We start from the raw sequence: 12,584 nt of genomic DNA on the forward strand, positions 1-12,584 counted from the left end.
CTAAGAATTCTTTTTTGTTTAATCAGTTACCATCATTTTCTCAATTAATAAAATGAGAATGTGAATAAATTTGATGTGAATTTCTTGAATGCGATCAGCATAACCAAAGTGTGGAACTCTTAATTCTACGTCAACAAGGTTTGCGTATTTATAAATCATTCCTCCATCTTTACCTGTAAGAACAATGATTTTCATTCCAGCTTTCTTGGCTGCGTGACAAGCATTTAGAATATTTTCAGAGTTGCCGGAGGTAGATATAGCAAAAAGAACATCACCTTTTTTACCAAGTCCTTCTATAAAGCGACTAAATACGAATTCAAAGCCATAGTCATTACCCACACATGTTAGATGAGAGGGGTCTGAAATAGCCATAGCAGCATATGCAGGTCTATCTAAACGGTAACGACCAGAAAGCTCTTCAGCAAAGTGCATAGCATCACAATGTGATCCACCATTACCACAACTGATTACCTTGTTTCCGTTTTTTAAAGCTTCTGAAATTACTTTTGCAGCTTGTTCAACACGACTTAAAAGTGTTTCATTTTCTAAAACTTTTTCTAAAGTAGTTTTAGCTTCTAATAATTCTTGTTTAATGATATCAATGCTCATATCAACCTTCTAATTATAGAGGATGAATAAAATTAAATAACTGAGTGTTTACTTAATTTAATTCTGCAATAACCTACTAAATATTATACAATAAGTCGTCACAAATATTAATAAAAAACAAAGTTTCGAACAAATTTTTATTTAAGTTTATATTTTTGACTATATAATACTCAATAGTCAGATTCCTATTTTTCTTATGGTAAAATCAAATAATAATATCGTAGAAGTAAAAAATATAGACTTTTCACGTGGTAGTAATAAGATTTACAATAACCTATCAATGAATTTTGAGAAAGGTAAAATTACTGCGGTAATGGGACCTTCTGGTATAGGTAAAACTACCTTATTAAAGTTAATCGGCGGTCAATTAATTCCTGATAAAGGAGATATCCTCTTTAATGGCAAGTCGATAAGTTTTGCATCTACTAAAGATTTATATGAAATGCGTAAAAACATGGGAATGTTGTTCCAGTCAGCTACGTTATTTAACGACATGACTATTTACGACAACATTGCTTATGCGTTACGCGAGCACACGAATTTAAGTGAAGAAATCATACGCATGATCGTGCTTATGAAGCTACAAGCAGTTGGCTTACGTGGAACTCATGAGCTTTATCCGAATGAGCTTTCTGGAGGTATGCAAAGACGTGCAGCTTTAGCAAGAGCTGTATCTCTTGATCCAGAACTAATTATGTATGATGAGCCTTTTGCAGGGCAAGACCCGATTTCTTTTGGGGTTATTGTTAAATTAATCAAAGATTTAAATCAGACAGCTGGATTAACTTCTATAGTGGTAACACATGATATTCAAGAAGTGTTAACTATAGCTGATTATTGTTACATTTTAATGGATGGGAAAGTATTGTTTGAAGGTACTCCTGAAGATGTAATAGAATGTAAAGACCCATATGTAGTCCAATTCTTAACTGCTTCATCAGATGGTCCTATCTCATTCCATAAACCGGCTCCAGATTATCAAACAGAGCTTTTTTCACAAATAGATGAAAGTAAAGCTTAACGATTTTTTCAACTATGGTAGAAATTATTAGAAAACTTGGGCAGTGGACTATTAATTTTGTTAATAATATTGGTTATTCTGGTTTAATGTTAGGCCAGTCTATTATTGCAAAACCTAATTTACGTCACTTCCCTCTAGTAATAAAACAAATTTATAATTTAGCTGTACGTTCTCTTCCAATCATTGGTATAGCTGGTTTTTTCATTGGTGCAGTATTAGCATTGCAATCATATGAAGCTTTAACAACCTTTAGTGCTGAATCATTTGTAGGTACTATGACTGCTATAGCAGTTTTAAGAGAATTAGCTCCTGTAGTAACCGGTCTGTTATATGCAGGACGTGCAGGTTCTTCATTAACAGCAGAAATTGCTTTAATGAAATCAACAGAACAATTAAGTTCTTTAGAAATGATGGCAGTAAATCCCCTAAGAAGAATTGTTGCTCCAAGATTTTGGGCGTCAATTATTTCAATGCCATTACTTACTGTAACTTTTATGGCTTTGGCAATCTTAGCGGCTGCTTTAGTAGGTATTGATTGGAAGCAAATTCCTTATGCTAATTTCTGGGGCTCAGTACAAAGTTACACAGATCTAAATGACTTTTTACATGGTTTTTACAAATCAATATTATTTGCTTTCTTCATTACTTGGGTAGCAGTTTATAAAGGCTATACTGCAATACCAAACTCTGAAGGTGTTTCAAAAGCAACAACAGATACCGTGGTAGTTTCGTCTTTAGGTATCTTATTTATTGATGTTTTAATAACAATTTATCTATTCGGTTAAATAAATATGAGAGTTTCAGCTAGAATACAGTTCTTTGTTGGATTATTTATCCTATTTGTAATAGGATGTTTTATCTACATGTCTTTGAATGTAGGATTTAAATTTTTCTCAAATACAAAAAATTACTATACAGTTTCAGCAACGTTTACAAACATTAACGGTTTAAAAAATAATGCAGCTGTAAAAATTGGTGGTTTACAGGTTGGGTATGTACAAAGCATCTCTTTAGATCCTGTAACTTATGAGCCAAAAGTTGTAATTAAATTAGAAAATGAATATAACGAAATTCCTAATAATTCAACTTTATCAGTAAAAACTAACGGTATTCTTGGTGACAAATATCTTGACTTAAAAGTAGGTTTTGATTTACCAGGAACTACGACTATGTTAACAAATGGATCAGTAATTACTAATACAGTTTCATCAGTGGATTTAGAAGATTTAATTTCTAAATTTGCATTTGGTGATAAATAATTAATAGGGACGCATATTTATGATTAATACACCAAAAAAACTTTTAGCATCTTTATTATTAGGTAGCTCATTATTTTTAGCATCAGGTGTTGCAATTACCCCAGTAGCATATGCTAACATTATTCAAGTAGCTTCAGTAGATAGAACAAACCCTACAGCAGTTACTCAAGCAGCTCTAGATAATGCGATTACAATTCTTAAAAAATATCCAAAAGTATCTTCAAGTGATCAAGCATTACGTAATGACATTAAGCAAAATGTGTTGCCTTTATTAAACAGCAATTATATCGCTCTAAGTTTATTAAATACATACGCGCGTACTGCAACAAAAGAACAACTTGTAGAGTTTAGAACTGTAATTGAAGATTACATGGTAAACGCTTTTATCGAAGCTATGGCTTTTTACAACAATCAAACTGTAAAAATTGGCAATACTAATGTAGTACAAAATACAGCAACTACTGCAGTAAATTTAGTTGATGGTAGTACGACTTACAATATTATTTTTAGATTAGTAAACGTAAATAACCAATACGGTATTGTTGACTTTAGTGCAGAAGGTATTTCTTTAGTTAATACCAAGGCTACAGAATGGCAACCTATTTTACGTCAAAGTGGTGTATCAGGCCTAACTGAGTATGTGAAAAACCACATGAACAATATCTTAGGCGACGCAACTACAAATAAATAGTAGGTTTATTTATGTATACAATAGATCTGCAGGAAGGTGTTGTAACCTTTAATAATGACTTAACTCATTCAACGGTTGCTACTTTAGAAAAAAACGTAGATCAGATAATAAACGAATTAAAATCAGTAAAAACGGCGACAGTATCATTCGACTTTTCAAAGTGTGAAAGTGTGGATACTTCAGGTTTTGCTTTAATTCTTGTACTTCTTAGAAAAGTTGAAGATGATAAAGCTTTAAAAACTAAAGAAGTTCATTTACAGGCTGCAGAGAGAATAAAAGTTTTCGCTAGTCTTTATGATCTTACAGAGTTTTTAAATAAATATTTTTAATTTGGAGTTTATAACAATTGGAACAAGATCTACTCGTTAGAATTGGTGATGAGCTAAAAAAGTTAGAATTAGATGATTTTAAACTATTTTTAGAGGGTAATCACTTAAAAATAGTAGCTGTTTCTGCTAGTTTTGCTGAAATGAGCACTCTTAAGAAGCAACAGTATATTATGCGAGCGACTAAAACATTTTTATCTTCTGGTGAAGTGCATGCAGTGCATATTAAAACTTATACACCCGAAGAGTGGAAAGTTCAAAAACATTTGTTTTAGTCCTTAACTCAAAAGAGCACCTTGATCTTCTCAAGAGTGCTCTTTTTCGTGCTATACTACTACAAAAAGATTTTTAGACTTTAGGGAGTTTTATTTTGCAACATTTTATTATTAATGGTGGGCAAAAGATAGCGGGGGAAATTAAGATTGTTGGTGCGAAAAATGCTGCATTACCGATCTTTTTTGCTGCGATTTTAGGATCTAGTGATATTGAGTTAACAAATATACCTAATCTCACAGATATTAAATATACTTGTGATATTTTCACTAATTTTGGTGCAAAAGTACTACCTGAATTAGAAAATAATAGAATAAACTTTAAACCTCAATTTATAAATAACTTTACAGTACCTTATGAGTTAGCTAGCAAAATGAGAGCTTCAATTTGGGCTTTAGCTCCTCTTGTAGCAAAATTTGGCTATGCAAAAGTATCATTACCTGGTGGTTGTTCAATTGGCTCTCGTCCAATTGATATGCACTTAGAAGCTTTAAAAAAACTAGGCGCAAAAATTGAATTCTCAGAGGGATATGTTATTGCAACAGCAGAAGAGGGTTTAAAAGCTGGTAACATTTTCTTTGACAAAGTTTCTGTTGGAGCTACAGTGTCAGCTGTGTGTGCTGCAGTATTAGCTGATGGAGTAACTCATATGGAAAATGTTGCTACAGAACCAGAAGTTGTAGATGTTTGTAACTTCTTAGTAGCTCAAGGTGCTCAAATCGAGGGGATTGGAACTAAAGTTCTGAAAATTACTGGAGTTAAAAGTTTAAATACTCCAGAGAATTTTACGTATGAAATTATCCCAGATAGAATTGAATGTGGTACTTACCTAGTTGCTGCAGCAATTGCTAGATCTAAGGTAACTTGTACGAATATAAATCCTCATCACTTAGACGCTACTCTAGCTAAACTGGAAGAAGCTGGTGCGAAAATTACTCTTACAGATAATAGTGTAACTTGTGACATGGAAGGGCGTCGTCCAAAAGCTGTTAATATTATTACAGCTCCATATCCAGGGGTGGCTACTGATATGCAGGCACAGTTTACTCTATTAAATACCTTAGCTGAGGGAACTAGTGTTGTAACTGAAACTATTTTTGAAAATAGATTTATGCATGTTCCAGAGTTACAACGAATGGGCGCTAATATTACTCAAAATGGCAATACTATTTATATCCAAGGAATTGAACAACTATCAGGAGCTCATGTAAAAGCAACTGATCTTCGTGCTTCAATTTCATTAGTACTTGCTGGTTGTGTAGCTAAGGGAACTACTCATGTTGACGAAATCTATCATATTGATAGAGGTTATGAGTCAATAGAAGATAGAATGAAATTAATAGGTTGTACCATTGTAAGAGCCGAATAATGTTTATCCATCCAAATAAAGTGCAAATTGAACATATTCTAACTAAGGAATTTACCCCTACGCATTTAGAAGTGGTTGACGAGTCATATATGCATCATGGTGGTCCTGAAGCTGGATCTCATTATAAAGTTATAATGGCTAGTGAATCGTTTGTAGGTCTAACTTTAGTGCAAAGGCATAGATTGGTAAATAAAAGTTTAAAAGATGTTTTATCTAATGATATACATGCTTTAAGCCTTAAATTATTTACAAAATCGGAGTGGGAGAATTCTCCAGAGATATTTGAATCACCGAAATGCCTAGGTAAAAATAAGTAATAACCGACTGTATAATACGTGAATAATGTGATTTATTTCACAAATTTGAAAAAAACTTAAAAAGAAATCGTGATTTTTTTAGATAGTTAAAGAACGATTTTAAGTTATATTTTTTACGTTATAGTTCAATACATTAGATAATTAGAGGGAAAGCTCACAATAATGAGCTTTCCCTCTAATTTTTATTTTGTGCTTTATCACCATAATTTAATTTTACTTAAGCATATGAAATTTTAAAGATGTTAACAAAATTTTATTATTTTGGTTAGATGGAGAAAAGTTTAAGTACTTGAAAAATCATCTTAAAATCATAACAGAGTTTTAAGTTAATAAAAGTTAAAATTTTTTAATCTTATATGTGAATATTTCTTAAGTAGAGGTGCTTTTAAGCTTAACTAAATTAAATCTTAGGTATCTACTTAAGTTTTATCCCTTGAAAATGCTATAATAACCAAGTGTATATTTATTAAAAATTTATACATAAACTAAGAAATTGTAAATAAAAAATTTTACTCTTTATTTTGTCTTTTAATCGCCTGCGCGAATGGTAAAGTGTAAAATCATTTAATTTTTACTAAAAAATTAAAAATATAAATAGATTATCGCAACCGATCTGTTTATTTAAGAGTGAGGGTAACTATGATTACTATTAAAAAAGGTTTGGATATACCATTAGCTGGTAATCCGGACAGAGTAATTCATAATGATGTTACGGTTAATGAAGTTGCAGTAGTTGGTGCATCATTTAATAATTTGAAGCCAACTATTAAGTTACGCGAAGGTGATTCTGTAAAGAAGGGTCAAGTAGTTTGTACTGACAAAAAGTATCCTAAAATTGCTTTTACGTCACCTGTAAACGGAACTTTAAAAGTTATTAATCGTGGCGAGCGTCGTATGTTTCAATCTTTAGTGATTGAGGTTGATCATAGTGATGCTGGTAAAGGAGTAGAGTTTACCTCTTATGAATTAAAAGATCTTAAAGGTAAAGGTCAAGAATTAAAAGAGCAGTTATTAAATTCTGGTTTATGGGTGTCTTTAAGAACTCGTCCATTTAATAACTTAGCAGATCCAGATTTAGTACCAAATTCTTTATTTATTAATGCTCATGATACAAATCCTGGTCATGCTGATGTTGATACAATTCTAGCTGCAGAGACAGAAAACTTTAACTTTGGTCTTGAAGTATTAAGAGAAGTTTTTGCTGATGTTCCAAATAAATTCGTAGTAGGTGGACCTAACTTTAAACTTACTAAAGTAGAAGGTTTTACATATGAAAACTTTAAAGGTGTTCACCCTGCTGGTTTAGTTGGTACTCACATTCATTTCCTCTCACCAGTTACTTTAGAGAAAGTAGCTTACCACTTAAGTTACCAAGATGTAATTTCAATTGGTAAATTATTTTCAACAGGTTATTTAGACGGTACTAAAGTTATCGCTTTAAGTGGTCCACAAGTACAAGCACCAACTCTTTACAGAGTTCCATATGGTGCCGCTGTTACTGATGTAACTTTTAATAAGTTAAAATCAGGTACAAATCGTGTTGTTTCAGGTTCTGCGTTAGATGGCTTTAAAGCTTCTGATGTATATGCTTATTTAGGGCAATATGATAATCAGTTAACTGTTTTATTAGAAGGAACACAACAAGATTTTCTAGGTTGGTTCTTACCTCAACCTAAAAAATTCTCCCTATCTCGTTTAAACTTCTTCGGTAAAAAGGATTTACCATTAACAACTACAACTAATGGTTCTAGTCGTGGTATGGTGCCGATTGGCTTATTTGAGCGTGTAATGCCTTTAGATATTTATCCTACTTTATTATTAAGAGATATTATTTCTGGGGATACAGATTCAGCTCAAGATTTAGGTGTTCTTGAATTAGCTGAAGAAGATATCGCATTATGTTCTTTTGTTTGTCAAGGTAAATATGATTATGCAGTTTACTTAAGACAAGTTCTAGATAAAATTGAGAAAGAGGGATAATAAGATTTATGGGCTTAAAAAAGTTATTTGATAAATTAGAACCTTCTTTTTTACCAGGTGGAAAACACCAACGCTGGTACGCTCTTTTTGAAGCGGTTTACACTATTTTCTATACCCCGAAAAGTGTAACAAACGGTAGATTACATGTACGTGATGTAATTGACTTAAAACGTATTATGACTACTGTATGGTTAGCTTTATTCCCAGCAGCATTTTTTGGTTGTTGGAATGTAGGTAACCTGACTCTTCAATCATTTGCTACTGCTAATTTAACTGAAGTAGGTTTACAAAATTTAATTAATAGTGACTGGCACTATCAATTAGCATACTTTTTAGGTGCTAACTTTGACCCAGCTACAGCTGGTTGGTTTAGCAAAATGTTAATTGGTTTTGCTTTCTGGGTTCCTGTTTATGTAACAGTTTTCGTAGTGGGTGGTTTCTGGGAAGTATTATTTGCTTCAATTCGTAAGCACGAAGTAAATGAAGGTTTCTTCGTAACTTCAATTCTATTTTCTTTAATTCTTCCTCCAACTATTCCATTATGGCAAGCGGCATTAGGTATCACTTTTGGTGTTGTAATTGCTAAAGAAATTTTTGGTGGTACAGGTAAAAACTTAGTGAACCCAGCATTAGCGGGTCGTGCGTTTTTATTCTTTGCTTACCCTCAACAAATTACAGGTGATTCGATCTGGTATACAGCGTCAAATCACAACACCGTTGGAGTGTTAAGAGAGTTATCAACGGCTGCTGACGCTTTCTCAGGAGCAACTCCACTAGGTCAATTAGCTCTTGGTCACTCTCAAACTGTACTAGGTCAACAATTAACATGGTTTGACGCATTTATTGGTTATATGCCTGGTACAATTGGTGAGGTTTCAAAGTTAGCTTTAATTATTGGTGGTTTTGTTTTACTATTTACACGTATTGCTTCTTGGAGAATTGTACTAGGGGTAATTCTAGGTACTGTAGTAATGAGTTTATTCTTTAACTTAATTGCACAATACACAAGTAACCCAGAATTATTTGCTTTACCTTTCTGGTGGCATATGGTGTTAGGTGGTTGGATGTTAGGTACGCTATTTATGGCAACTGACCCAGTTTCTGCTTCGTTTACTGAAAAAGGTAAGCTATGGTACGGAATTTTAATCGGTGTTCTAGTTGTGCTAATTCGTGTAGTTAACCCTGCATTCCCAGAAGGAATGATGTTAGCAATTCTATTTGCAAACTTATTTGCTCCTATAATTGACTACTTTGTTGTGCAACGTAATATTAAACGTAGGAGAGCTAGATAATATGGCATTAAATAAAAACTCTACCATATACGTAACGGGGTTTGTTGCTTTAGTATCAATTGTTTGTGCGTTTATCGTTGCCTTAGCTTCAACCTCATTAGCTAGTAAACAACAAGAACAAATTGAAGCAAACACACAGCGATTTGTTCTTAAAGTAAGTGATATAAATTTCACTGAACAAAATTTACAAAGCGTTTTTAATCAAAATATCGAAACAAGATATGTTGATCGTTTAACTGGTACTTTTGTAGATCCAGAAGAAGCTGTTAAAAAAGAATACAGTGATTTATTAATTTTAAATAAATTTAACAATGTTAAATATAGACAAAGTATTTCTTCAAGTGAGAATACTCCAGGTTTAAAAAATAATTTAATCGCTAATATTCTACAAGTTTACTTAGTAAAAAATACCGAGACCGGTAAAATCGAAAAAGTTGTTTTACCATTCTATGGAAATGGTCTTTGGTCTGTAATGTATGGCTTAATTGCTATCGATACAGCTGATGCTAATACAGTAACAGGTTTAACTTACTATCAGCAAGGTGAAACACCTGGATTAGGTGGTGAAGTTGAGAATCCAAACTTTACTAAACAGTTTGTTGGTAAAAAAGTTTACGAATTAACTGGTGCAAATAGTTCAGCTACAGTTGCTAAATTAAGTTTAGTTAAAAACATTACTGATGGACAACACCAAGTAAATGCCTTAACAGGTGCAACTCTAACCTCTAATGGTGTAAATAACCAATTACAATTCTGGTTAGGTGACTTAGGTTATGCTAAATTTCTAGAAAATATCAGAACTGGTGAGGTGAATCTAAATGGCAGATAATAATAAACCAAGCATGAAACAGGTATTTCTATCGCCATTTGTGAACAATAACCCAATTGCAATTCAAGTATTAGGTATTTGTTCGGCGTTAGCAGTTACTGTTAAGTTAGAAACAGCGGTTATTATGGGTATCTCAGTATCTTTAGTAACAGCATTTTCAAGTTTCTTTATTTCTCTATTAAGAAATTATATTCCGAATAATGTTCGTATTATTATTCAACTAGTAATCATTGCTACTTTAGTAATTTTAGTTGACCAAATTTTACGTGCATATGCTTATGATTTATCTAAGCAACTTTCAGTTTATGTGAGTCTTATCATTACTAACTGTATTGTTATGGGACGAGCTGAAGCATTTGCAATGAAAGAACCACCAATTCCATCATTTATCGATGGTTTTGCTAATGGTTTAGGTTATGCTTTAATCTTAGTGATAGTAGGTATTGTGAGAGAACTATTTGGTTCTGGTAGCATTTTAGGAATGACAATTCTTCCTACTGTTAATAATGGGGGTTGGTATGTACCTAACGGTTTACTATTATTAGCACCTTCAGCATTCTTTATTATCGGTTTACTAATTTGGTTAGTACGTCAACTTAAACCAAGTTTACGTGAAGAATAGGAGAATGCATGTTATCTCATTACTTATCACTATTTGTTAATTCCATTTTTATCCAAAACATGGCGTTAACTTTCTTCTTAGGTATGTGTACATTCTTGGCGGTATCGAAGAAAGTTTCAACTGCTATTAGTTTAGGTATTGCGGTTACTGTAGTATTATTACTAGCAGTTCCTAGTTCTTATCTAGTGTACTACTACATCTTACGTCCAGGTGCGTTAATTGATGGTATAGATTTAAGCTTTATTAGCTACATTGTATTCATCGGTATTATCGCAGCTTTAGTACAAATTCTAGAGTTAGTATTAGATAAGTTTATTCCTTCTTTATATAATGCTTTAGGTGTCTACTTACCATTAATTGCTGTGCACTGTGCGATTTTTGGTGGTGTTCAGTTCATGGTACAAAGAAGCTATGACTTTGCTGAAAGTGTAGTATTTAGTTTAGGATCTGGTTTAGGTTGGATGCTAGCAATCGTATTATTAGCTGGTCTACGTACAAAAATGAAATATAGCGATATCCCAGTAGGTTTACGTGGTATTGGTATTATCTTCATTACAGCTGGTATTATGGCTATGTCATTTATGATCTTCTCTGGTATTAAACTGTAAGGGGGAGTAAATGACAAAAGATATAATAGTTTTAGGAGTTATTGTTTTAACAGTAATTTCTTTATTACTTGTTGCTTTAATTCTAGTTGCACAAAAATATTTAGTACAACAAGGTGACGTAACCTTACACATTAACAATGATCCTTCACTAGATAAAAAAGTACCTCGTGGTGGTAAACTATTAGGAGCTTTAGCTTCTCATGGTATTTTCGTATCAAGTGCTTGCGGTGGCGGTGGTTCTTGTGGTCAATGTAAAGTAATTGTAAAGTCAGGTGGAGAATTATTACCAACTGAAGAAGCTCACATTACTAAATTACAAGCCAAAGAAGGGTATCGCTTAGCATGTCAAGTTAATGTTAAAGGTGACATGGATTTAGAACTTCCTCAAGAAATTTTTGGGGTGAAAAAATGGCAATGTGAAGTTATTTCAAATGATAACGTTGCGACTTTTATTAAAGAATTAGTTCTAAAAATTCCTGAAGGTGAAGAAGTTCCATTCCGTGCTGGTGGTTACATTCAAATTGAAGCAGATCCACACACTGTAAAATATGCTGACTATGATATTCCTGAAAAATATCGTTCAGATTGGGATAGATTTAATTTCTTTAGTTGTGTATCAACTGTTGATGAGCATATTACTCGTGCTTACTCAATGGCTAACTACCCAGGTGAGAAAGGCATTATTAAATTAAACGTACGTATTGCTACTCCACCTCCTAAAGATTTATCTTTACCACCAGGTAAAATGTCATCATATATTTGGTCTCTGAAAAAAGGTGATAAAGTTACTATTTCAGGCCCATTTGGTCACTTCTTTGTTAAAGAAACAAATGCTGAAATGGTGTTTGTTGGTGGTGGTGCTGGTATGGCTCCATTACGTTCACAAATTTTTGATCAGTTAAAACGTGTTCATACTAAACGTAAAATGTCATTCTGGTATGGTGCTCGTTCATTAAGAGAAATGTTCTACGCAGATGATTTTAATGAGTTAGAGAAAGCAAATGACAATTTCGAATGGCATGTTGCTTTATCTGATCCACAGCCAGAAGATAACTGGGATGGTTATACAGGATTTATTCATAATGTTTTATATGAAAACTATTTAAAACAACATGAAGCTCCTGAAGACTGTGAGTACTACATGTGTGGTCCTCCAGTTATGACTAAAGCAGTTATTGACATGTTAGTAAACCTAGGTGTTGAAAAAGATAATATCTTATTAGACGACTTTGGTGGCTAACAAACAAATAAAGAAAAGGTAGGAAGTAATTCCTACCTTTTCTTTATTGTGGATATTTTTTGCTAGAATTGTGTAACTTTAGGGTAAATGTTTAGAACCTAAGTTACCTAGTTCATAGTCCCCACAGTCCGTGCAAAATATAAGCGCG

15 protein-coding genes are annotated in these 12,584 nt (G+C 32.9%); 14 read left to right on the top strand and 1 reads right to left on the bottom strand.

The window, feature by feature from the left end:
- Nucleotides 1-18: 18 nt before the first annotated feature.
- Complete coding sequence (gene lpcA, locus CKF54_RS07070; RefSeq protein WP_119525652.1) at nucleotides 19-609, bottom strand: D-sedoheptulose 7-phosphate isomerase; 591 nt, start codon at nucleotides 607-609, stop codon at nucleotides 19-21.
- 196 nt (nucleotides 610-805) lie between these two features.
- Here lpcA and CKF54_RS07075 point away from each other — a divergent pair, with 196 nt between their 5' ends.
- The 14 genes from CKF54_RS07075 to nqrF all read left to right on the top strand — a co-directional run bounded on the left by CKF54_RS07075 (nucleotide 806) and on the right by nqrF (nucleotide 12,436).
- Nucleotides 806-1,630 carry an ABC transporter ATP-binding protein gene (locus tag CKF54_RS07075; protein ID WP_119525653.1) on the top strand — a complete coding sequence of 275 codons (825 nt, stop codon included), beginning with the start codon at nucleotides 806-808 and terminating at the stop codon, nucleotides 1,628-1,630.
- A gap of 14 nt (nucleotides 1,631-1,644) precedes the next feature.
- On the top strand, nucleotides 1,645-2,415 hold the full coding sequence (mlaE, locus tag CKF54_RS07080) for a lipid asymmetry maintenance ABC transporter permease subunit MlaE (protein ID WP_119525654.1): 771 nt from the start codon (nucleotides 1,645-1,647) through the stop codon (nucleotides 2,413-2,415).
- 6 nt (nucleotides 2,416-2,421) lie between these two features.
- A complete protein-coding gene (gene mlaD / locus CKF54_RS07085) occupies nucleotides 2,422-2,889 on the top strand; it encodes an outer membrane lipid asymmetry maintenance protein MlaD (protein WP_119525655.1) in 468 nt (155 codons plus the stop codon).
- Between the two features lie 19 nt (nucleotides 2,890-2,908).
- The gene (locus CKF54_RS07090; protein ID WP_119525656.1) at nucleotides 2,909-3,580 is read left to right on the top strand and encodes a phospholipid-binding protein MlaC; all 672 of its coding nucleotides are present in this window, start codon (nucleotides 2,909-2,911) and stop codon (nucleotides 3,578-3,580) included.
- Nucleotides 3,581-3,591: 11 nt separating this feature from the next.
- Complete coding sequence (locus CKF54_RS07095; RefSeq protein ID WP_119525657.1) at nucleotides 3,592-3,909, top strand: lipid asymmetry maintenance protein MlaB; 318 nt, start codon at nucleotides 3,592-3,594, stop codon at nucleotides 3,907-3,909.
- Nucleotides 3,910-3,926: 17 nt separating this feature from the next.
- Nucleotides 3,927-4,181 (top strand): BolA/IbaG family iron-sulfur metabolism protein, encoded by a 255-nt coding sequence (locus tag CKF54_RS07100; RefSeq protein WP_119525658.1) that lies wholly within the window; start codon nucleotides 3,927-3,929, stop codon nucleotides 4,179-4,181.
- A 95-nt stretch (nucleotides 4,182-4,276) separates the two neighbouring features.
- Nucleotides 4,277-5,548 carry a UDP-N-acetylglucosamine 1-carboxyvinyltransferase gene (gene murA, locus CKF54_RS07105; protein WP_119525659.1) on the top strand — a complete coding sequence of 424 codons (1,272 nt, stop codon included), beginning with the start codon at nucleotides 4,277-4,279 and terminating at the stop codon, nucleotides 5,546-5,548.
- Nucleotides 5,548-5,865: a BolA family protein gene (locus tag CKF54_RS07110; RefSeq protein ID WP_119525660.1), complete on the top strand. Its 318-nt coding sequence runs from the start codon at nucleotides 5,548-5,550 to the stop codon at nucleotides 5,863-5,865. The genes murA and CKF54_RS07110 overlap by 1 nt, the downstream gene beginning before the upstream one ends.
- 639 nt (nucleotides 5,866-6,504) lie before the next feature.
- Nucleotides 6,505-7,845: a Na(+)-translocating NADH-quinone reductase subunit A gene (locus CKF54_RS07115; protein WP_119525661.1), complete on the top strand. Its 1,341-nt coding sequence runs from the start codon at nucleotides 6,505-6,507 to the stop codon at nucleotides 7,843-7,845.
- Nucleotides 7,846-7,853: 8 nt separating this feature from the next.
- On the top strand, nucleotides 7,854-9,137 hold the full coding sequence (locus CKF54_RS07120; protein WP_119525662.1) for an NADH:ubiquinone reductase (Na(+)-transporting) subunit B: 1,284 nt from the start codon (nucleotides 7,854-7,856) through the stop codon (nucleotides 9,135-9,137).
- 1 nt (nucleotide 9,138) lies between these two features.
- On the top strand, nucleotides 9,139-9,966 hold the full coding sequence (gene nqrC / locus CKF54_RS07125; RefSeq protein ID WP_119525663.1) for an NADH:ubiquinone reductase (Na(+)-transporting) subunit C: 828 nt from the start codon (nucleotides 9,139-9,141) through the stop codon (nucleotides 9,964-9,966).
- Nucleotides 9,956-10,588 carry an NADH:ubiquinone reductase (Na(+)-transporting) subunit D gene (locus tag CKF54_RS07130; RefSeq protein ID WP_119525664.1) on the top strand — a complete coding sequence of 211 codons (633 nt, stop codon included), beginning with the start codon at nucleotides 9,956-9,958 and terminating at the stop codon, nucleotides 10,586-10,588. The genes nqrC and CKF54_RS07130 overlap by 11 nt, the downstream gene beginning before the upstream one ends.
- Before the next feature lie 8 nt (nucleotides 10,589-10,596).
- Nucleotides 10,597-11,196 carry an NADH:ubiquinone reductase (Na(+)-transporting) subunit E gene (gene nqrE / locus CKF54_RS07135; protein WP_119525665.1) on the top strand — a complete coding sequence of 200 codons (600 nt, stop codon included), beginning with the start codon at nucleotides 10,597-10,599 and terminating at the stop codon, nucleotides 11,194-11,196.
- A 10-nt stretch (nucleotides 11,197-11,206) separates the two neighbouring features.
- Nucleotides 11,207-12,436 (top strand): NADH:ubiquinone reductase (Na(+)-transporting) subunit F, encoded by a 1,230-nt coding sequence (nqrF, locus tag CKF54_RS07140; protein WP_119525666.1) that lies wholly within the window; start codon nucleotides 11,207-11,209, stop codon nucleotides 12,434-12,436.
- The last annotated feature ends 148 nt before the right edge of the window (nucleotides 12,437-12,584 follow it).

Origin of the sequence: Psittacicella hinzii (assembly GCF_003585885.1) — a bacterium.
GTDB lineage: Bacteria > Pseudomonadota > Gammaproteobacteria > Enterobacterales > Psittacicellaceae > Psittacicella.